The organism is Loigolactobacillus coryniformis subsp. coryniformis KCTC 3167 = DSM 20001 (assembly GCF_002706425.1).
Lineage (GTDB): Bacteria > Bacillota > Bacilli > Lactobacillales > Lactobacillaceae > Loigolactobacillus > Loigolactobacillus coryniformis.
In genome coordinates this window covers 2,700,249-2,720,973 of sequence record NZ_CP017713.1, presented here as the reverse complement: position 1 = coordinate 2,720,973, position 20,725 = coordinate 2,700,249, and the positions used below count along the sequence as shown (strand labels likewise).

The 20,725-nt window shown below is 41.6% G+C and carries 14 protein-coding genes, 2 tRNA genes, 1 rRNA gene, 2 pseudogenes and 1 CRISPR repeat array (1 of these 20 running past the window's edge); of the genes and pseudogenes, 17 read left to right on the top strand and 2 right to left on the bottom strand.

The genetic code is table 11. The features are described from left to right. Positions 1–54 precede the first annotated feature (54 nt). The 9 genes from rrf (at position 55) to LC20001_RS13130 (ending at position 7,290) form a co-directional block, all read left to right on the top strand. Positions 55–171: ribosomal RNA gene (gene rrf, locus LC20001_RS13170) — 5S ribosomal RNA — on the top strand. Positions 172–318: 147 nt separating this feature from the next. Next, entirely contained in the window at positions 319–1,308 is a 990-nt protein-coding gene (locus LC20001_RS13165) for an IS30 family transposase (protein WP_069700561.1), read from the top strand. A 170-nt stretch (positions 1,309–1,478) separates the two neighbouring features. Continuing rightward, the gene (locus LC20001_RS13160) at positions 1,479–2,417 is read left to right on the top strand and encodes an ABC transporter ATP-binding protein (RefSeq protein ID WP_010009279.1); all 939 of its coding nucleotides are present in this window, start codon (positions 1,479–1,481) and stop codon (positions 2,415–2,417) included. Positions 2,418–2,425: 8 nt separating this feature from the next. Next, positions 2,426–3,520: an ABC transporter permease gene (locus tag LC20001_RS13155; protein ID WP_010009278.1), complete on the top strand. Its 1,095-nt coding sequence runs from the start codon at positions 2,426–2,428 to the stop codon at positions 3,518–3,520. Further along, positions 3,521–4,660, top strand: coding sequence for an ABC transporter permease (locus LC20001_RS13150; protein ID WP_010009277.1), 1,140 nt, complete (start codon positions 3,521–3,523; stop codon positions 4,658–4,660). It begins immediately after the preceding gene. A 139-nt stretch (positions 4,661–4,799) separates the two neighbouring features. Beyond that, positions 4,800–4,871: transfer RNA gene (locus LC20001_RS13145), tRNA-Glu, on the top strand. A 9-nt stretch (positions 4,872–4,880) separates the two neighbouring features. Continuing rightward, positions 4,881–4,953, top strand: a tRNA-Thr gene (locus tag LC20001_RS13140). 318 nt (positions 4,954–5,271) lie between these two features. Then, a complete protein-coding gene (locus LC20001_RS13135; RefSeq protein WP_010009276.1) occupies positions 5,272–6,846 on the top strand; it encodes an Nramp family divalent metal transporter in 1,575 nt (524 codons plus the stop codon). 18 nt (positions 6,847–6,864) lie between these two features. Next, a complete protein-coding gene (locus LC20001_RS13130; protein WP_004562648.1) occupies positions 6,865–7,290 on the top strand; it encodes a universal stress protein in 426 nt (141 codons plus the stop codon). A 57-nt stretch (positions 7,291–7,347) separates the two neighbouring features. Here LC20001_RS13130 and LC20001_RS13125 read toward each other — a convergent pair whose 3' ends face one another. Then, positions 7,348–9,108 (bottom strand): ABC transporter ATP-binding protein, encoded by a 1,761-nt coding sequence (locus LC20001_RS13125; RefSeq protein ID WP_010009275.1) that lies wholly within the window; start codon positions 9,106–9,108, stop codon positions 7,348–7,350. 209 nt (positions 9,109–9,317) lie between these two features. Between LC20001_RS13125 and LC20001_RS13120 the strand changes: the two genes are divergently transcribed. Together LC20001_RS13120 and LC20001_RS13115 are read left to right on the top strand one after the other, a co-directional pair. After that, a complete protein-coding gene (locus LC20001_RS13120) occupies positions 9,318–9,626 on the top strand; it encodes a hypothetical protein (RefSeq protein WP_010009274.1) in 309 nt (102 codons plus the stop codon). Positions 9,627–9,732: 106 nt separating this feature from the next. Further along, positions 9,733–9,897, top strand: a pseudogene (locus tag LC20001_RS13115) (ATP-binding cassette domain-containing protein); the annotation flags it as partial. An 88-nt stretch (positions 9,898–9,985) separates the two neighbouring features. Here the strand turns inward: LC20001_RS13115 and LC20001_RS13110 are convergent. Then, complete coding sequence (locus LC20001_RS13110) at positions 9,986–11,014, bottom strand: IS30 family transposase (protein ID WP_169925060.1); 1,029 nt, start codon at positions 11,012–11,014, stop codon at positions 9,986–9,988. Between the two features lie 120 nt (positions 11,015–11,134). On the opposite strand from LC20001_RS13110, the pseudogene LC20001_RS13105 reads away from it, so the two are divergent. The 6 genes and pseudogenes from LC20001_RS13105 to csn2 all read left to right on the top strand — a co-directional run. Further along, positions 11,135–11,878: pseudogene (locus LC20001_RS13105) on the top strand (ABC transporter ATP-binding protein); the annotation flags it as partial. Continuing rightward, positions 11,871–13,088: an ABC transporter permease gene (locus LC20001_RS13100; protein ID WP_010009271.1), complete on the top strand. Its 1,218-nt coding sequence runs from the start codon at positions 11,871–11,873 to the stop codon at positions 13,086–13,088. The pseudogene LC20001_RS13105 and the gene LC20001_RS13100, both read left to right, overlap by 8 nt. A gap of 104 nt (positions 13,089–13,192) precedes the next feature. After that, complete coding sequence (cas9, locus tag LC20001_RS13095; RefSeq protein ID WP_010009270.1) at positions 13,193–17,257, top strand: type II CRISPR RNA-guided endonuclease Cas9; 4,065 nt, start codon at positions 13,193–13,195, stop codon at positions 17,255–17,257. A 190-nt stretch (positions 17,258–17,447) separates the two neighbouring features. Beyond that, the gene (cas1, locus tag LC20001_RS13090) at positions 17,448–18,353 is read left to right on the top strand and encodes a type II CRISPR-associated endonuclease Cas1 (RefSeq protein WP_010009269.1); all 906 of its coding nucleotides are present in this window, start codon (positions 17,448–17,450) and stop codon (positions 18,351–18,353) included. Further along, positions 18,331–18,636 (top strand): CRISPR-associated endonuclease Cas2, encoded by a 306-nt coding sequence (cas2, locus tag LC20001_RS13085; RefSeq protein WP_010009268.1) that lies wholly within the window; start codon positions 18,331–18,333, stop codon positions 18,634–18,636. Before cas1 ends, cas2 begins: the two co-directional genes overlap by 23 nt. Further along, entirely contained in the window at positions 18,633–19,307 is a 675-nt protein-coding gene (csn2, locus tag LC20001_RS13080) for a type II-A CRISPR-associated protein Csn2 (RefSeq protein ID WP_010009267.1), read from the top strand. Before cas2 ends, csn2 begins: the two co-directional genes overlap by 4 nt. Before the next feature lie 27 nt (positions 19,308–19,334). Next, positions 19,335–20,725: direct repeats of the CRISPR family, unit length 36 nt; unit sequence GTTTTAGAAGAGTGTTAAATCAATGAGTTTAGAACC; it runs 559 nt beyond the window's last position.

The window sequence follows — 20,725 nt, the reverse complement described above, 5'->3', positions numbered from 1 at the left end:
AAGGGCAAAGAAATGAATATCCAGTTTTGAGAGCGCAACGTTCTCAGAAAGTGGTGTGGTGGCGATAGCAAGAAGGATACACCTGTTCCCATGTCGAACACAGAAGTTAAGCTTCTTAGCGCCGAGAGTAGTTGGGGGAGCACCCCCTGCGAGGGTAGGACGTTGCCACGCACTTTTAAAAAGGCAGTCAAGTCAGTAATGGCTTGGCTGTTTTTTTGTGCCTTGAATTTATACTTTAAGTGCAACAAAAGAGACTCATGATATGAATCCCTGTAAAATGGTGTTTGCGAAGACAACCATCGAAGGGAGCACATAATCATGAGCCCATACAAACATCTTACCATGAGTGAACGCGAAACGATATTCCTGATGCATAATAATCAGGCTTCACTGACTTCAATTGCCCAAACAATTGGTCGAGCAACGTCGACAGTTAGCCGTGAGTTATCGCGAAATAGATCGGCATATTCACCTTCTATTGCTCAAGAGCGCTACGAAGCTCAAAAATCTCATTGTGGACGCCGGTCGCTACTTTCTGATCACCAATTGCTTCAATTAATCCGGCATTTATTCTTGGATCTACAATGGTCACCAGAAGAAATTGCCGCACGCTTAAAATTAGAGACCTCATCATTTCAGATCAGCTATACCACGATTTATCGTGGCATCTACTCCGGTTTATTTGATCAGAAGCTTTCATCACGAGGTGCCAGAGGGGTGATCAGAAAGCTTAGACATCATGGTAAATCGCGCCATAAAAAAGGTTATGAGGAACGTCGCGGGAAGATTCCTATATCGCATACACTCCAAGAACGACCTGAGTCTGCCAATAAGCGGACTCAGATTGGCCACTGGGAGCTCGATACTGTAGCTGGCAAAACTGGCAGATCTTGTGTGGTCACAATGGTTGACCGTTGTTCAAGATACTTAATAATGCATAAAGCAGCTAAGAAAAACTCAGCCAGTGTGACCACTACTATTCGAAGACTACTAAAAGATCTGCCACCAGAACACTTGGGTACGATTACGCCCGACCGTGGCAAGGAATTCGCTAAACATCATCAACTAACTGAAGAATTTGGTATTGAGTTTTACTTTCCAAATCCTCATGCCCCATGGCAACGTGGGTCAAATGAAAATACAAATGGCTTAATCCGCGAGTACCTGCCTAAAAATCAAGATATGGATCCAATTTCGGATACCGTCATTTTAGAATTCGTTGATCGGCTGAATAAAAGGCCACGGAAATGTTTAAATTGGAAAACACCATATGAGATCTATCATAATCAAAAATTGCACTTAATTTGACAATTCAAGGCGCATAAATAAAATAGACCTACGTCCTTTTAATTCATTATTCTGTACTAGTAGCTGCCTGCTGCCTTTTTTTCTACAATACTCATTAAATAACGGCTTAAACTGGTGTCTGTTGGCTTTTTACCGTATGCTTAAATAAAAGCATGTTTGGAGGAAGTCGGATGGCGCCAATTGTTGAGATCGAACACCTGACCAAAAAATTCGGATCGCGTGTAGTGGTAGATGATGTTTCCTTTGTAGTACAACCAGGGACAATTTTAGGATTATTGGGACCAAATGGGGCTGGTAAGTCTACGGTTATCAATATGATTGTGGGTTTGTTACGGAAAACCGCCGGTGAAGTCAGGTTGTTCGGTCAAGTAGCGGAAGGCAACCAGGAATTGCGAAAAAGGATTGGTATGGTCCCGCAAGAATTGGCATTGTATTATGATTTAAGTGCGGAAGAAAATGTTCGCTATTTCGGTGGCTTATATGGCTTGCGCGGTAAAGCTTTGAAAAGTGCTACTGAAGATGCGCTTAAGTTAGTTGGTTTGTGGGAACGTAAAAAGGATAAGCCGGCAACCTTTTCTGGCGGTATGCAGCGCCGCTTGAATATTGCAATGGGAATTGTGCACCAACCGGAGTTTGTGATCATGGATGAACCAACGGTAGGCATTGATCCACAGTCACGTAATTATATTATGGAAACAATTGAGCAAATGCGTCGGGACGGTAAAACTTTGATCTACACCAGTCACTATATGGAAGAAGTGGAACGATTAGCCGATACAATCGTGATCATTGATCAGGGTAAAGTCATTGCGACTGGTACTGAGCCGGAATTAGTTAATTTAGTGACGGCACAAAAAAATATTCTGATCACCGTTGCAAACCCGCAAGCCGTGATACTGGCTGATATTAAGCAGCAGCCTGGGGTGATCAAAGCGAGCTTGACTGCGACGCAGCTGTTGATCACAGTCACAGTGGAAAGTAATGATCTGAATCAATTATTGCTGACCTTGATCCAGCAGAGTGTGGTCGTCAACAGTGTCGATCAGCAACAGATCGACCTAGAAACGGTCTTTTTAAATCTGACTGGCCGCAATTTGCGCGATAAGTAGGTGAAAATATGAATCTACCCATCATCATTCGTACGTTTGTACAGCAATTACGTGATAAAGGCACATACATTTATTTTTTACTTTTCCCACTGACCTTGATGCTGGTTTTAGGGTCGATTTTGCAAGGGGTTTTTGCTGGTTCAGCAGTTGAAGAAAAGGTTGAACCAATTACGGTCCAGTATGTGGTTGAAGATCAAGCGTTAGGAGGACAGTTCAAAATGGCTGTCCGCGAGCTTTCATCAACTAAAATCAAGTTTAATCAAAGCGCGGATCGTGCTAGTGCGGTGCGAGCGCTGCGTGCTGGGAAAGCGGATGCCTATTTTAATATTGGTGATAAGATTGTTGTGCGCACCAACCAACTATCCGATGTACAATTGACGCTGTTGAAAAGTTATTTAGTGGAAATGTTCCAATCGATTCGATTAATGGCTGGCGCGCAACGTTTTAATGTGCCACCGGCGGAATTATTTACATTACCAGCAGAGTTAAATGATGCGTTGAAAGTAGATCAAACGAATCTAAAGAAGCCAGCGACTTCGTATCAATATTATGCGGTCGCGATGATTGCGCTGTTTATTTTATATATGGCAGAAAATGGTCTGGAAATGTTTAGTAAAGGTCGGCGCCGGAAAACGTTGCAGCGCGAATTGATCAGTCCGCTTGGCCGGCAAAAATTGATCAATTCCACTTTTGCTGGTCATGCGCTATTAGGTTTTTGCGTGGTGTTGGTCCAGATGCTGATCACACAAGTGTTGTTTAAAGTTCCGTGGCAGCAGCAGTTCGGTTTTGCCTTTATAAGTTTATCAGCTTTGATGTTGTTATTCCTGACACTGGGGGTTTTCTTAGAGACGATCGGTAAAGGGGTGGGCATGGGCATTATGCAGATTATCATCCAAGTAGCGGCATTTTTAGGTGGTGGTTATTTTCCGGTTAGTGAAACAATGATGAACTTTTCACCGCTGGGCTGGATCATGGGCCCGCTGCGGGAGGCATTGTGGACTAATAATCCTTTACAGTGGCGTGGCGTATTCTTGTGCTTGTTGATCACGGTTATTTTGTATTGTGGCATGTCGCTAGTGCTGAACCGCAGGGAGGAATTCTAAATGAAAGCTATTCTATGGATCATCCGTGAGCGCTTCGTCATTTGGCGGCATCATCCATTGCAGGTGCTTTTTCTGCTTGGCGTGCCGGTGCTAAGTATTGTGATGTACTTATTTATTTACAATAATAGTGGTGCGGCCAACACGTTAACGGTGGGAATCGTTGATCGTGATCAGTCGGCGTATAGTCAGCAATTTGTTGCTAATTTCGATAAACGTATGACTGTAAAAAAAATGACCAGTGTTAAGGCAGCTGATGAAGCACTAGCTGATCAGGAGATTACCGCTAATATTGTAATTCCGGAAGATTTTGCCACAAAAATTCGGGCCGGCGAATTGGCACCTTTGACCTTACGCAGTTTTCAACAAGGTGAAGCAATCGATGGCATTAAGGATACGGCAAAAAATACGTATAATGAAGTTTTAGCGGTAGCAAAATTTGCGCGCAATAGTAATGAAAAAGTAGCGTTCGACTATGTTAAAACTACGACACCACTAGAATTTAAACGGTTTGCGACGGATGATGCGAGCAAAGCGATGAGTATTCAAATTTTAGGCTTTATGCTGATGATGTTACTATATCAGTCCGGTAATTTTGGCGCTAATTCAATTCAAAATGAGCGCCGTAACAAAATTTATCAGCGTATGCTGACGACACCGGTACCGCGGGGTGCTTATTTTGCTGGTACCGCGATATTTGCTTTTTTAGCGATGCTATTTGAAGTAATCTTTACAGTGGTTCTGATGACAGTAGTGTTTCACATCGACATTGGTTTAGCAGCACTTCAGCTTAGTGGCTTGTTAGCCAGTTTTGGGTTGGTCGGTGTAGCCTGGTCAATTGCGATCGGTGTAAATTCGCCTAGCACATTAGTTGCCAGTGGGATACAAAATATTTTATTTACGATCACATCGTTACTATCTGGCGCCTTGATCCCCAGTGAAATAATGCCAGAATTTATGACTAAAATTGCTCGCCTGACGCCACAATTTTGGGTATTGGATGCCATTCGCCAATTACAAGCGCGGGCTGATTTTACCGCAATTCTACTCAATTTAGCAGTACTAGCTGCTTTTGGATTACTTTTCTTTGGAATCGCGATCTACGGGCTAATGAGCAAACAGAAAATTGGCGTTTTTGACTAATTAAATGGCCCTAAAAAGACAGATATGTTTGTCTTTTTAGGGCCATTTTTTTATATGTAGTGCACGTTAAATTAGATATTTTTAATCCTAAATGACTTTACAAAACTATAGAATCCTGTATAATTATTAATGTTGTTATGGCCCGTTGGTCAAGTGGTTAAGACACCGCCCTTTCACGGCGGTAACATGGGTTCAAATCCCGTACCGGTCATGGTTCAATGCCGTCTTAGCTCAGTTGGTAGAGCATCGGTATCGTAAACCGAGGGTCACAGGTTCGACTCCTGCAGACGGCATAAAATTTTCAAAAACCGACAATAACATTGTTATTGTCGGTTTTTTTAGTGTAAGCCGAATAACGGTAAAGCATTTTGACACTATGGTATAAATTAATTTGAGTATAAATATTGTGCAAGCCGACAATTACTTCTTGATTGTCGACTTTTTTAGTATAGCTACTAATACTGTTTTATTTTTATCGGTATACCGTATCAATAAATACGATTTTTAATATAATTTGTTTGGCATACCTAAAAAAGTATTCAAATTATCTAATTTGTGTTGTATAATGGTGTTGGCCGAATGAATCGATGGCCAGAAAGGTGTGTAGTAGTATGGGAAAAAACGAAACAACACCGCGTAAGCATAAACTGATTCAATACGCGAATGGGCCTTCATTAGAGGAGATCAATGGCTCGGTCGAGGTGCCTAAAGGCAAAGGGTTTCTGCGAACTTTGTTTATGTATTCTGGGCCGGGGGCGTTGGTGGCAGTTGGTTATATGGATCCCGGGAATTGGTCGACGTCGATCACTGGTGGGCAAAATTTTCAGTACTTATTGATGTCTGTTATCTTGATGTCAAGTTTGATCGCGATGTTACTGCAATACATGGCGGCTAAACTTGGCATCGTGAGTCAGATGGATCTTGCTCAAGCGATTCGGGCGCGGACGAGTAAGGCTTTGGGTATCGTTTTATGGATCTTGACAGAATTAGCGATCATGGCGACGGATATCGCTGAAGTTATCGGTGCGGCCATTGCCTTATATTTGTTATTCCATATACCATTAGTGATCGCTGTTTTCATCACGGTATTTGATGTTTTGTTACTGCTATTATTGACTAAAGTTGGTTTCCGTAAGATCGAGGCCATTGTTGTTTGTTTGATTTTAGTGATCTTTTTAGTCTTTGTTTATCAAGTTGCCTTATCTGATCCAGATTGGGCTGGTGTTGTTAAAGGGTTGTTGCCGACTACAGCGACTTTCTCTAGTGCTCATAAAATCGGTGGGCAGACGCCGTTGACTGGCGCTTTAGGCATTATTGGTGCTACGGTTATGCCGCATAACTTGTACCTCCATTCCGCAATCTCACAAACGCGGAAAATTGATCACAATGATGAAGAAGACGTGGCGCGGACAGTTCGTTTCTCAGCTTGGGATTCGAATATCCAGTTAACGATGGCCTTTTTTGTTAATGCGTTGCTATTGATCATGGGTGTTGCTGTTTTCAAAACGGGGGCCGTTAAAGACCCTTCATTCTTCGGCTTATTCCAAGCTTTGTCCGATACGTCGACGTTAAGTAATGGTGTACTGATCACGGTTGCTCGTTCGGGAATCTTATCTGTTTTGTTTGCTGTGGCGTTGTTAGCTTCTGGCCAAAATTCAACGATCACGGGAACCTTGACGGGGCAAGTGATCATGGAGGGCTTTGTCCATATGCGGATGCCGTTGTGGTTACGGCGCTTGGTTACCCGGTTGATCTCCGTGATCCCTGTTTTGATCTGTGTCATGATGACCAGCGGTAAAAGTGCGCTTGCTGAGCATACGGCGTTAAACACGCTAATGAATAATTCGCAAGTCTTCTTGGCCTTTGCCTTGCCGTTTTCCATGCTACCCTTATTGATGATGACCAATAGTGCGGTCGAGATGGGGCAACGGTTTAAAAATTCTTTATGGGTCAAAGTGCTAGGCTGGCTATCTGTGATCGGTTTAACGTATTTAAATTTGATCGGCTTGCCCGGCCAGATCGAAGGTTTCTTCGGTGATGGTGCGACCAAAGGTGAATTATTGCTGGCTGACAATATTGCCTACATCTTGATCGTTGCGGTTTTAGCTTTATTAGCATGGACGATTGTTGACCTGTACCGCAGCAATAAGAAATATGTCACTAAGCTAGCCAACAATGCTGGCTAAGACGAGGAGTGAGCGTAAATGAAATTTACTAAGATTTTAGTCGGCGTCGATGATTCGCAGGATGCTTTGTTGGCGTTTAAATATGCAGTTGATCAGGCCAAGCAAGATCAGGCTGAACTGATCATTGTATCGATCTTAGAAAATGAAGAAATGAATGTCTACGAGGCACTAAGTAAGGATTATGTGCATGGTGAACGTGCTGAATTAGAGCAGCATGTGTTAAGTTATCAGCGCCAGGCGCGTGAAGCTGGTGTTGAAACTGTACGTACGATCGTTTCTGAAGGTGAGCCTGGTGAAGTGATCGTCAAAGATATTATTCCTCACGTTGAACCTGATCTGTTGATCGTTGGTTCTGAGGCGAAGAAGGGTTTGGCCCAGCATTTCGGTAGTCAAGCCGCCTATATGGCCAAATACGCGCCGATCTCGGTGTTGGTCATTCGGTAATTTAAATTAAAAAATGAGCACTAACGATGGCAGTCAGTCACCAGTTAGTGCTCATTTTTATTCGAATTGAGCGTTGTAGAGGTGGGCGTAGGCGCCGGCTTGTTGCATCAACTGGTCGTGAGTCCCTTGTTCGACCACGGTACCGTGATCGAGGACAACGATTTGATCGGCATTATGGATCGTCGATAAGCGGTGGGCGATGACCAAAGCTGTGCGCGACTTCAGTAAATTATCTAACGCGTGCTGGATCGCTTTTTCCGATTCGTTATCTAAACTAGCCGTTGCTTCATCTAGAATGATCACCGGCGCATCCTTGAGTAGCCCTCGAGCGATGGCCAGGCGCTGCTTTTGACCGCCGGAAAGTTTGACGCCACGTTCACCGACCTGGGTAGCTAATTGTTCGGGCAACTGGTGGATAAAATCAGTCAAGTCGGCTAAAGCGACGACACGCCAAATATCAGCATCACTGGCATCGGGCCGGCCGTAGACAATATTATCGCGGATCGTGCCGTCAATGATGAAAACGTCTTGGGTCACAATAGCGATGTTTTGGCGTAGTGATTGTAGGCCGATACTTTTGATCGAGTGATCATCAAATAAAATATCGCCACCGTCGAGATCGTACAAGCGGGTGATCAGCCGCGTCAGCGTGGTTTTACCAGAACCAGAATGGCCGACTAGTGCTGTGGTTTTACCAAAGGGAATCTGAAAACTAACCTGTTTGATCGTGGCGGCACGATTTTCTTCAGCCGTATCTCGGTGATAATTAAAACTGACGTCGCGTAATGTGATGCCGTGCTGCAATTGTGGAAATGGTTGCGGGTCCGGACCGTCACTGACTTGTGGTTTGATCGCTAAAATCGATTGGATGCGGCCATAGGAAACCAGCGATTGTTGCAGCTGATTCAGGAGCCGAGTGAACGAGCGAATCGGACTTTGAATCATTGCCACATAGCTTAAGTACGCCACTAGTGCCCCGACAGTGATCTGGCGGTGGATCACGAAGTAAGCGCCTAAACTCATGATAATTCCGATGCCCAAGTAATTAATGCTATCGATCAGTGGTGAAAAAATTGCTTGATTTTTACCGGCGTTGATCATATCTTGACGATAATTTTGGGCTAAGCGATCGAAGCGTTGCGATTCAAGCTCTTCGCTAGTGTAGCCTTTGATCAAGTCGATCTGGGTCAACATTTGCTGCATCTGGTTCGACATTTGCGCTTGGGAGAGCCGTGCTTTGCGGAATGCTTCTTGGATACGGTTACGAAAAACGCGATAAATGAGGAACATTAAGGGAAAGGTTAGGCTGACCGCCAAGGCCATTTGCCAGTTAATGTAAAAAATCAAACCGAGCACGCCAATTAAAGTGAAGAGATTGCCGATCATCGATAGCATGTTGGCGGAGATCAAATTTTGTAGGTTGTTGATATCGCTGGTCAGGCGGGTCATTAAGTCACCGGTTTTGCTGGATTCAAAAAAGGCCGTATCCAAGCGCACAATGTACTGATATAGATTATTGCGTAACTCGGTGATCGCGTTTTGACTCATGATGGTCATATAATAGGTAGATAAATAATTGGCGATACCGAGAAACAACGTGACACCAAGCAATAAGCCGATCACAGCAAATAGCCAACTATAGTTGTGTTGCGGGATCACTTTATCGATAATAAATTGCTCGATCTGCGGAATCACAAATTGTAGCAACGTGATCACAGTCAGTGCGGCCACGTTCAGTACTAATAGCCAGCGCTTTTTCAGCACTTCACTAAAAACAAATTTAAACATATCGAGTAAGGAATATTTTGTGTCTTGCATCGCGTTCGACCTCGATTCGTAAGTCAGTACTTTTGCAACTAAAATATAACGCATCCAAATGAGCAACACAAGAAAACGCATTCAAGTTGGAAGCTACATATGCTATGCTTAAAGCCAAAGTGAAAGGTGATGACAGAATGCAACGAAATGTTTTGGTCTTAGACAAAAAGCTCTCGATTGGCTAAGTTGGCAATGTAGCGGCAATTTTAATGGGGCAATTGGCACAGATCACGCCAAAACTATTTGCCACCAAACCGGTAATCGATCAGGATCAAGTCCGTCATGCAGGAATCAAATACAGCACAGTAATTTTAAAAGGTGGCGCAGGCCAGATCACCAATTTAGCCACGGCATTGGTGGTGCATCCGGAAATGTACAGTGTGGTTTTCACGGCAACTGGACAAGCGTTAAACGATCGATTTGCGGAATATGCTGCGTTGATCACCACTAAAAAATGGCTGATCTACAGCCAGTTGGCATCGCCATTTCTGGTGAAGCTGAGGCGGTACGGGCCTTGACTAAGAAATTTAGTTTACTCAAGTAAGTACTGGAATTGATAGCACTTTTTACATGGAATCCGGTATAATCGGGAATGGGTATACGTTATGATGAGGGAGGTATTTTATGTTAGCGATTCAACATTTATCGAAACGATTCGGCTCATTACAAGCCTTGACGGACGTTAGTTTTGACGTCAAAGCAGGTGAGATCATGGGTTTGATCGGCCAAAATGGTGCCGGTAAATCAACTACATTTCACAGTATTTTAGGTTTTTTAAAATATGATGGCACCCCAAATTGCAAGAACAAATTAGCCACGCAATAAATCCCGGCAAGACAGTATTTTCATTGATATTCATATTTTAAAGATTCAATCTTTAGCCAGCGGCAGCGGAGAAAAGCTCTTTTGGGGTTTGGTAACCTGACTGCCGGCGTGGTAAGTTGTTTAGCTTGGCTTCCACTGCTTGGATATCACTAGGGCCTAAAGTATCCATGGACAGGCCCTTAGGCACATCACGACGGATCATTCGATTATGCGCCTCATTTGTGCCTCGTTCTGAAGAGCGGTAAGGGTGGGCATAATAAAGGTCGGCAACGCCGTCAAGCACCGTCCCCGCCGCTGCGAACTCTGCCCCGTTGTCAGCGGTAACGGACTTCATGATGTGCCCGTATTCTTGGCAGATCTTAGCCAGTTCGTAGTTGACTGAATCGGTGTCACGGCCATCAATCAAACGCAGGATCTGACAGCGAGATTGGCGCTCGATCAGCGTTAGAATAACACTTTCTTGGCCGTTACGTTTACCGACTACGGTATCCAACTCAAAGTGACCGAACTCTTGGCGCTGATCAATACTTTTAGGTCGCTCTTCGATACTTCGTCCGGCCAGACGCTTATGCTTGGGTGAATGGTGGTGTTTGGTGCGGCGCCGGTTTTTTTCGAGCAGATCAAGATTACGGACTTCAAGTAGTTGCGCATCGATATAGTGGTATAACGTCTTGGTCGAAACCATCTCCTCAGGTTGATATAAGCCTTCAAGTTTAGCACGGCCCACCGCGGCATCAGGCGACCAACCGTCTTGGTGCAAATGGGCCGTAAAGTAGTGGATAAAGTCAGCGACACCAGCGAGTTTCAAAGGTCGATGACAGGACATTCGGTTAGCTTCGTATTTGGCCTGTGCCGCTTCTGGCGAGTATTCGCGGTGATATTGCCGTTGACCGTTCACTTTTTTAACTTGGTCGATCTCACCACGGCGTAGTTCATTACTGATTGTTTGATGACAAACGCCGATAACTCTAGCAATTGCGCGGTTAGAGTATCCTTGGCTGTGTAGCGTGGCGATTCTGCCGCGCTCAAATGAAGTTAGGTGGTGACCTTTTTCTCGGACTGTGGTATTCTGTTCTTGCATCAAGACAATAACCTCTTTCATTTTTGTGTTGGAACATCAATGATAACAGAGATTTGTCTTGGTGTTTTTTATTTTTTCAATTAGCTGGATCTAATTGGCTAACTTGATTATAAAACGCGCGAATATGATGGCACGATTACTTGGAACAATCAGCCAATCACGGAAAATGTCTTCGATGAGATCGGTTATTTGCCGGAAGAACGCAGTTTGATGCCTAAGCTGACCGTTGAGCAACAGATCATTTATTTAGCACGCTTGAAAAACAAATCCGCTAAAGAGATTCGGCCACAAATTGACGATTGGTTAGCTAAATTTGCGGTCAAAGGTAAACGCAGCGATAAGATCAAAGACCTATCTAAAGGCAATCAACAAAAGATTCAATTGATCTGTACGTTGATCCACCAACCGAAGTTATTGATTTTGGATGAACCGTTTAGTGGCTTGGATCCGGTAAATGTTGATCTGCTGGAGCAAGCCATTATGATGGCTAAACAGCAAGGGACCGCAATTATTTTTTCCAGTCATGATATGGGCAATGTCACGGCGTTGTGTGACCGCTTGATCATGTTGAAAACCGGCCATGTGGTGTTGAACGGTCGCATTGACGACGTGCGCAATCAGTTTGGTAAAAACCATTTATTCGTGACCACGGATTGGACTGCGGACCGCTTGGCACAGTTATCGCAAGTTACCGAAGTCACGCAACTAACTGCGCAGCGCTATTTATTGCGTTTAGCTGATCCGGCAGCGGGTCCGGCAATCTTCCAGCAATTGACGCAGGGACAATATATTGAAGAATTCAGTCAGCAGGCCCCAACATTAGATGAGATTTTTCGGATGAAAGTAGGTGAAGCCAATGCGTAAATTATGGATCATTACCACTGAAACTTATCTGCGCCAAATTAAGTCGTGGAGCTTTGTCGCTTTGGTGCTGGCGCCATTTGTCATGCTTGGCCTCTCCTTAGGCATCGGCTATTTCAGTAGCACTGCCGGCGAAGATAGTGACCGGATCGCCGTGATCGCTGACCAACCAGTGCGCCAACAATTTATTCATCAACATAAAGCGGACGTCAAAACCAGTGTGACTACGGTTGCGGCAGCTAAAAAAGCTGTGCGCGCCGAAACGATTACTGGCTATTTAATTTTAAAAAGTGGACCGCAACAGGTGACCGCTACTTATCACGGTGGTCAGTCATTAGCCACTGACTTAAAGAATAAAGTGGACACATTCTTAATGCAACAGCAGCAACGGCTGAATTTAAGCAATGCCAACTTAAGTACCGCACAACTACAGGCACTACAACAAGAACCGCGATTAAAACAAATCGTGCATAAAAAAACTGGCAGTGCCAAGCTAGTGCGTCTGATCTCATTTTGGATCATGGTCTTTATGGTTTATATGATCCTGATCACCTATTCTTCAATCACGGCATCAGAAATTGCCTCCGAAAAAGGCACCAAGATCATGGAAATTATCTTTTCCAGTACCACGGCCAGCAAATATTTTCTGGGTAAAATTTTTGGTGTGTTGCTGGTGATCTTGACTCATTTACTGATCTATATGGTCGGCGGTTGGGCTAGTTTCTTGATTGCTAGCCGATTATCGATCACTAAAGCAATCGTAGCAGATAATCAGGTGTTGATCGGTAAAGTGCTACATAATCTGTTGAGTATTAATTTATTATTCCTTTTCCTAGGTGTGATCTTATACACGATATTGTCGGCTTTCAGCGGTGCGCTGGTTGCCAAAGCCGAGGACGCTTCAAAAGCCGCACAACCAGCGATCTATCTCAGCATGATCGCCTTTTTCGCGACAATTCCGTTCCAAAATAACGCCGACGCGCTGACAGTTAAAATCCTGTCGTACGTTCCATTCTTCTCTTCATACTTCATGCCACTACGCATCATCGATGATAACGCTAATGTCTGGGTGATCGGTGGCTCGTTGCTACTTTTGCTAGCCAGCATCTTATTGCTGCTGCGGTATGTCGGTGGAATTTACGAAGGCTTGATGCTACAAACGGACGACACCAGCTTCTGGCAACGATTCCGACGCGGGGTAAAATATCAATGAGTTCATGAGAATAGCGGTGATGAGCCGCTATTTTTATGACTAAAAATTTAGGTTAAATGTAATTGTAAATTTTGATATACTTATGAAAAAAGGAGTGAGTGCTAATGACGCTACACTATAATGTTGGACTTGATATTGGGACCAATTCAGTTGGATATACGATTGTTGATGACAATGGTAAGATTTTACAGGTCAAAGGAAAAAACGGTTATGGCGTTCGTGTCTTTAAAGAAGGCGCAACTGCCGCAGAACGACGAATTTTTCGAACAACCCATCGACGTTTAAAGCGTCGTAAATGGCGATTACGCCTATTACAGGATTTTTTTGAGCCGTATATTCTACCGCAAGATGACGGATTCTTTATTCGTCGTAAAGAATCAAATTTAGTTTTAAATGACCGGGATGAAGATACAGCTTCTTTATTTAATGATCGAAGCGATCGGGATTTTTATCAAGCATATCCAACGATTTACCATTTACGCCAAGCATTAATGACTGAGAAGCGACAATTTGATGTACGTGAGATTTATCTGGCGATGCACCATATTATTAAATATCGTGGTCATTTTCTACTAAATGGAACGGTCAATAATTTTACGAATAATAAAATCGACTTACACAGTGATTTTGAAGAATTGAATGCGCTTTTACTTAATGTGATCCCTGAATTGAAATTTCAAATCGACTTGGATCATAGTACAATGTTCCAAACAACCTTATTGAATACGACAATCTCACGTTCGGGGCGGCAGCGTGATTTAGTTAAGTCATTTTATAACGGTTCGGATGATAAGCAATTGGCTAAGCAACAAAAAAGTGTTGCGACTGAATTATTGAAAGCAATCCTCGGTTTGAAAGCAAAATTTCATAAACTATTTAATTTAGATTTATTGGAAACGACTGAGTGGGAATTCTCTTTTGATGCGGAGGATATTGATGATAAGCTAGCTAAGCTGGAACCGTTGATGACTGAAAATCAGCAGCAAGTTATGGATATTTTACAACGGATTTTTGCGGCAATTACCCTAAATGGTATTGTTCCTGAAGGTAAAACATTATCAGCATCTAAGGTAGATAGCTACCAGAAGCATAAGCAAGATTTAAAATTACTAAAGGCGATTGCTCAGCATAGTGATAAAAAGACTGCGACAGTGTTACAAACAGCTTATAATGAGTACATTAATGGTATTGCCAGCAAGCCACTTAAACAGGAAGATTTTTATAAGCGGTTGACCAATGCGGTTAAAAAGAGCAGTGATCCACAGGTGGCAGATATGTTGGCGTTGATCGATCAAGAAAAATTCTTGCCGAAGCAGCGGACTAAAGAAAATGGGGCGATTCCGCATCAATTACATCAACTAGAGCTGGAACGGATTATTGATAATCAAAAAGACTACTATCCATGGTTGGCTGAGTTAAATCCTAATCAAGCACGGCAAAAGGTAGCTAAATATAAACTATCTGAATTAGTTGCTTTTCGGGTACCTTATTATGTTGGACCACTGATCGAACCTGAAGTTCAACAAGCAACATCTAATGCGCATTTTGCCTGGATGGCGCGCAAAGAAGCTGGACCGATCACACCATGGAACTTTGATCAAAAAGTCGACCGCAACGTTTCAGCTGAGCGCTTCATCAAAAGGATGACAACTAAAGATACCTATTTATTGGCTGAAGATGTATTACCATTACACAGCTTGTTATATCAACGTTTTATCGTATTGAATGAATTGAATAATGTACGGGTCAATGGTCAAAAATTAACTAAAAAACAAAAACAAGCTGTTTATCAAGATTTATTTAAACGGCAACCGCATGTGACGAAGAAACAATTTAAATCTTATTTAGTTCAGACTGGTGAATTTGCTGAGTCATCTAAAATTGAAGGGTTAGCTAACGAAACTAGCTTTAATAGTGGTTTGACGACTGAAAATGAGTTACGGAAAATTTTTGGTGCTCAATTAGATGAAGCACGCTATCAAGTGGATTTTGAACAAATAATCGAATGGGCGACTTTGTTTGAAGATGCGAAGATCCTCCGTACTAAATTAGCAGAGATTACTTGGTTAACAACAGAACAAATTGAAAAACTGGCTGGTATTCGTTATCGTGGCTGGGGACGTTTTTCGCGTAAATTATTAGCGGGGCTCCGTGATCAGAATGGTCAGCAGATCATTGATTTGTTATGGGATACACCAAATAATTTTATGGTTATTGTTAGTCAGGCAGCATTTAGTGAAGCAATTACTAAGGAAAATGAAAAGCTGATTGATCGGCGCGGTGCGCAAGATGTGATTACAGATTTATATACTTCACCCCAAAATAAAAAGGCTTTACGTCAGGTTTTAGCAATTGTAGCAGATGTTCAGAAGGCAATGGGTGGCGTACCACCGCAGCGGATCTTTATTGAATTTGCCCGCGAAGATGAGAAAAACCCACGCCGTTCGGTTGAACGTTCACGCCAGCTGGAAAAATTATATCAAACGATTAGTAACGAATTCTTGATCAATAGTGAAGTTCGCCAGGAATTAAAAGAAGCAGTCGACCAAAAAGTCAATTTTAAAGATCGTTTATTCTTGTATTTCTTACAAGGAGGGGTTGATTTGTACTCCGGTAAGCGAATTAACATTGATCAATTATCCCATTACGACATTGACCATATCTTACCGCAATCTTTCATTAAGGATGATTCACTAGATAATCGCGTACTGGTCTCGCAAAAGCTAAATCGCAGTAAATCTGATTCAGTGCCGCTATCAGAATTTGCAAATTATAAATTTGGACCAGCCATGCAAGCTAAATGGCTGCAGTTAAAGGAAGCCGGGTTACTTAGCAAGCGTAAGTATGATAATTTGACGCTTGATCCAACCAAATTAAGTAAATTTGCACCGCTGGGCTTTGTTAACCGTCAGCTAGTTGAAACGCGCCAAGTGATTAAGCTGGCGGCTAATTTGTTGGCAAGTGAAGAAACGAAAGTCGTAACCATCAAAGCGAATATGACCCATCAGGTACGTAAAGAGCTTGATTTTCCGAAAAATCGTAACGTGAACAACTATCATCATGCTTTTGATGCCTATCTAACTGCGTTTGTCGGCATCTTCTTGTCTAAACGTTATCCTAAGTTGAAACCGTATTTTACTTACGGTGATTTTCAAAAAGGAAATAAACTACCTGACCTCAAGAATTTTAATTTCTTGTACGAGCTAAAAAATAAGGACAGAAGTATAGATTCTAATACCGGTGAAATTATCTGGGATAAGCAGCGTGATCTGGCTTACATGAATAAAATCTATAACTTCAAAAAAGTAACGGTAGTGCATGAAGTCTTAACTAAATCCGGGGCACTATATAACCAGACACTTTACAAAGCCAGTGAAGATAAAGCTAGCGGACGTGGTACTAAACAGTTGATCCGGAAAAAAGATAACATGCCGACTGAACTTTATGGCGGCTATACCGGCTCAACTAGTGCGTTTATGAGTATTGTTCGTTTGTGGAAAAAGGATAAACCTTACTATAAAGTCGTTGGTATTCCAACTAGGATGGCAGCCAAATTAGCTAACCAAGCACAGTTGCTTGATTATTTGACTAAGAAATTTACCACACGCAAACTGGTTAAGAAAACTGGTGACTATAAAACAACAGTGGAACGTTTCGAATTGGTTGTGCCTAAGGTTGGTTTCAATCAGTTAGTTATTGATGGCGGGCAACCGTTTATGTTGGGGTCGGCAACTTATCAATATAATGCTCGTGAACTATTCATTTCTAAAGAAGCTGTCAAAGCGCTTAATAAGCAGCTATCTACGCATGTAGATTTAGTACAGGTATTTGATGAAATTTTAGTACAAGTTAATCGCTGGTTTCCACTTTATGATACTAATGGTTTCAGAGAGAAATTAAGTCATGGTAGAGATCGATTTATGAAATTAAATGATAGTTTTGAAGAGAAGAGCGACACACAGATAGATGTTTTAAATCGGATTTTAATTGGATTTCATGCCAATGCAGCTAGAACAAACTTAAAAATACTAGGATTGGGAACAGATTTAGGATTCATGACTCAACAAGCGGGGATTAGATTAACTGAAAAAGCAATATTAGTTCATCAATCTCCATCGGGTTTATTCGAAAGAAAGGTAGCTTTACGTGATCTTAAGGGTCTGCGCTAAGCAAATTTAAAAGGCGCTATTGATCACGAAGATCAATAGCGCCTTTATGGTCCATAGGGACTCACAAGATGAAACTTGGCTTACGCCTTGTTTGATTTTAACTCAGAGTGTTAAATCAATAAGTTTAGATAGTCTTCTAAACAACTAGATTATATCAAGCAATTGTGTTAAAGACAAGGAGGGATTTTCTATGGGCTGGCGTACAGTCATGATCACGCAACATGCTAAAGTTTCATATGGAAGCCATCAACTGATCGTACAAACGATTGACGGTACGAGTCAAATTCCAATTAGTGATATCCAAGTGTTGCTAGTTGGCACAATGAGTGCAGTTATTACCACGGCTGCGATCAATGCGTTGATCCAGGCAGAAGCTAAAATTATTTTTACTGGTCGCGATGGCCAACCGGTTTGTGAAATATTAGGCTATTATCCTAGTAATCGGGATGCGAGCTTGATTACGCAGCAACTAAATTGGCAAGCTAATGTTAAGGAACAGCTATGGACTAGAATAGTTCACGAGAAAATTGCAATGCAAATTCAAGTTTGTCAGTTATTACAGTTGGAAACAGCTGCCCTGGATGTGGAATTATTAAGGCTCGAATTAGGCGATGTAACCAATCGTGAAGCCGTGGTCGCGCGAAAATATTTTAATTTAATGTTTGATAATGACTTCTCACGACGTGATTTTAGTCCGATCAATGCGGCGTTAAATTATGGTTATTCCATTTTACTTTCAACGATTGATCGTGAAATCGTCGCTAATGGCTATTTGACCCAATTTGGAATTCATCACCACAATGAAGGTAATGAGTTCAATTTAGGGTCTGATTTAATGGAACCATTCCGGCCAATTATCGATTGTTGGGTTGCACAACAGCGATTCAATGACTTCACGCCAGACATAAAATTTGGTTTAGTTGATCTACTTAACCTCGAATTAATGTACAACGGTGAAAGAACGATTTTGCGGCACGCGTTAACTAAGTATATTGCAGCCAGTTTGAATTATTTAAGTGAACAAAGTCATTCGATTGAAATAAAGGTGGCGTTATTAAATGAGGTATCGAGTCATGCGATTAATGATCATGTTTGATTTACCAATGGAGACTAGTGAACAACGTAAAAATTACCGGAAATTTCGTAAAGCATTGATCAATGAAGGCTTTTTAATGATCCAGTATTCAATTTATGTACGCGTTTGCGTCAGTAAACAATCGGCAACTTTTATGGAGCGACGAATTACCGATATTACGCCGGCAGATGGATTAGTCCAAAGTATGATGGTGACTGAAAAACAATATAACGCAATGCATTTTCTAGCTGGTGAGTTTAAACGGGATGTGCGTAATACAGCTGACAGGACGATTGTACTATGAAATTAATTTATTACCCATTTAAATCTTTTACGATTGATGCTGGAGTACCAACTATTCTTGAGACTGATAATCATGAGGTCTATCGGAATTTGTTGATTAATTTTACGGATATGGCTGACAATCTTAATTTTAGTGATGATACTTTAGAACTCATCAGTACGACCAAAGCACTGAAGTGGTTTGGTGATGCTAGCATCTGCACTGACTTAAATAAATTGTTTCTGCCACAATTGTACAAGCAAATTAAATTAAATTTAACTGCTGAACAAAATCGAATTATTACGGATCAAAGCCGTACGCTAAAAAATGTAGTACTTGAAGCGACTTACTCGCTGGATCTACCGCTAAATATCGGCGACCAAATTGCAACTGAAAAAGTTTTAAAATTTTGCGATCTACACTTTGATACTTCTTTATCAACTAACTGTTATGGTATAATAGAGACAATTCTAAAAACAGCTAAAGAATTAAATGAACAGCGTATTTTAGGTTTTATGAACATTTCTGATTATCTTACATTACAAGAGTTACAAGATTTATTTGAGTTGATCAGAACATTGGATTTAACCGTTCTTATTATTAAATTCTCAGAAAATCAGAGGTCTGTAGAATTTAATAATTGCCGGTACTACTATATTGATCAGGATTACGTCGATTGGCGTTATGAGTGATTCTGAGAAGATAATGTGGAAATAACGGTTTTAGAAGAGTGTTAAATCAATGAGTTTAGAACCGTCGGTTAAAATTCCAGTGGCTGCCAGCAAGTTTTAGAAGAGTGTTAAATCAATGAGTTTAGAACCCGAAGCGCTGGAAATTGCTCCTATCGGTCAGTTTTAGAAGAGTGTTAAATCAATGAGTTTAGAACCTGATTCGTCAGAAATTCTTAAATCGTATTTGTTTTAGAAGAGTGTTAAATCAATGAGTTTAGAACCTTTTTGAAATGCTGTTGATCGATGTTTAATGTTTTAGAAGAGTGTTAAATCAATGAGTTTAGAACCGATCATTAAGCCGATGCTCATGATCTTTGTGTTTTAGAAGAGTGTTAAATCAATGAGTTTAGAACCACCGAACGTGATCGTAACCGCCACCCTCTAGTTTTAGAAGAGTGTTAAATCAATGAGTTTAGAACCAAAAGAAATGACAATTAAGTATGAGTGCCAGTTTTAGAAGAGTGTTAAATCAATGAGTTTAGAACCTTACGTTAGGGTTTTTAGCTTTGAACTGTTGTTTTAGAAGAGTGTTAAATCAATGAGTTTAGAACCTAAAAATCAATTCTGGTTTTGGAAAGCCATGTTTTAGAAGAGTGTTAAATCAATGAGTTTAGAACCCATAATTTTCTAAAATTTTCTGGCAATCGTGTTTTAGAAGAGTGTTAAATCAATGAGTTTAGAACCTTATTTCAAAATGGGAATCTATAACTTGGCGTTTTAGAAGAGTGTTAAATCAATGAGTTTAGAACCACCGTCACTAAGCCGCCTGAAACAGTAGCTGTTTTAGAAGAGTGTTAAATCAATGAGTTTAGAACCAATGGATTGATCCCATCGGACTTAGCAACTGTTTTAGAAGAGTGTTAAATCAATGAGTTTAGAACCGTAAACGGCCGCTTGAAGGCGCCCTGACTGGTTTTAGAAGAGTGTTAAATCAATGAGTTTAGAACCTACGTATGAAAGCACGATTACATTACCAGTGTTTTAGAAGAGTGTTAAATCAATGAGTTTAGAACCTCCGGTAGATCCGTCAGTCCTGGAGACGCTGTTTTAGAAGAGTGTTAAATCAATGAGTTTAGAACCATACGCGGTCACAAAAACACCCCAAGGGTAGTTTTAGAAGAGTGTTAAATCAATGAGTTTAGAACCTTGTCGTACCCACATAAGTTTCACCTTCCTGTTTTAGAAGAGTGTTAAATCAATGAGTTTAGAACCGGCAGATTAATAATAGCGGTATCGTCATCAGTTTTAGAAGAGTGTTAAATCAATGAGTTTAGAACCGGGAGTATCATAACCACCCATATCAGTCGTGTTTTAGAAGAGTGTTAAATCAATGAGTTTAGAACCGGCTGCTTAAGCGTGCTTAAGGCTTGTCTAGTTTT

Coding starts and splice junctions, on each gene's coding strand:
- LC20001_RS13165 (WP_069700561.1), top strand. CDS start 319: ATGAGCCCATACAAACATCTTACCATGAGTGAACGCGAAACGATATTC.
- LC20001_RS13160 (WP_010009279.1), top strand. CDS start 1,479: ATGGCGCCAATTGTTGAGATCGAACACCTGACCAAAAAATTCGGATCG.
- LC20001_RS13155 (WP_010009278.1), top strand. CDS start 2,426: ATGAATCTACCCATCATCATTCGTACGTTTGTACAGCAATTACGTGAT.
- LC20001_RS13150 (WP_010009277.1), top strand. CDS start 3,521: ATGAAAGCTATTCTATGGATCATCCGTGAGCGCTTCGTCATTTGGCGG.
- LC20001_RS13135 (WP_010009276.1), top strand. CDS start 5,272: ATGGGAAAAAACGAAACAACACCGCGTAAGCATAAACTGATTCAATAC.
- LC20001_RS13130 (WP_004562648.1), top strand. CDS start 6,865: ATGAAATTTACTAAGATTTTAGTCGGCGTCGATGATTCGCAGGATGCT.
- LC20001_RS13125 (WP_010009275.1), bottom strand. CDS start 9,108: ATGCAAGACACAAAATATTCCTTACTCGATATGTTTAAATTTGTTTTT.
- LC20001_RS13120 (WP_010009274.1), top strand. CDS start 9,318: ATGGGGCAATTGGCACAGATCACGCCAAAACTATTTGCCACCAAACCG.
- LC20001_RS13110 (WP_169925060.1), bottom strand. CDS start 11,014: ATGCAAGAACAGAATACCACAGTCCGAGAAAAAGGTCACCACCTAACT.
- LC20001_RS13100 (WP_010009271.1), top strand. CDS start 11,871: ATGCGTAAATTATGGATCATTACCACTGAAACTTATCTGCGCCAAATT.
- cas9 (WP_010009270.1), top strand. CDS start 13,193: ATGACGCTACACTATAATGTTGGACTTGATATTGGGACCAATTCAGTT.
- cas1 (WP_010009269.1), top strand. CDS start 17,448: ATGGGCTGGCGTACAGTCATGATCACGCAACATGCTAAAGTTTCATAT.
- cas2 (WP_010009268.1), top strand. CDS start 18,331: ATGCGATTAATGATCATGTTTGATTTACCAATGGAGACTAGTGAACAA.
- csn2 (WP_010009267.1), top strand. CDS start 18,633: ATGAAATTAATTTATTACCCATTTAAATCTTTTACGATTGATGCTGGA.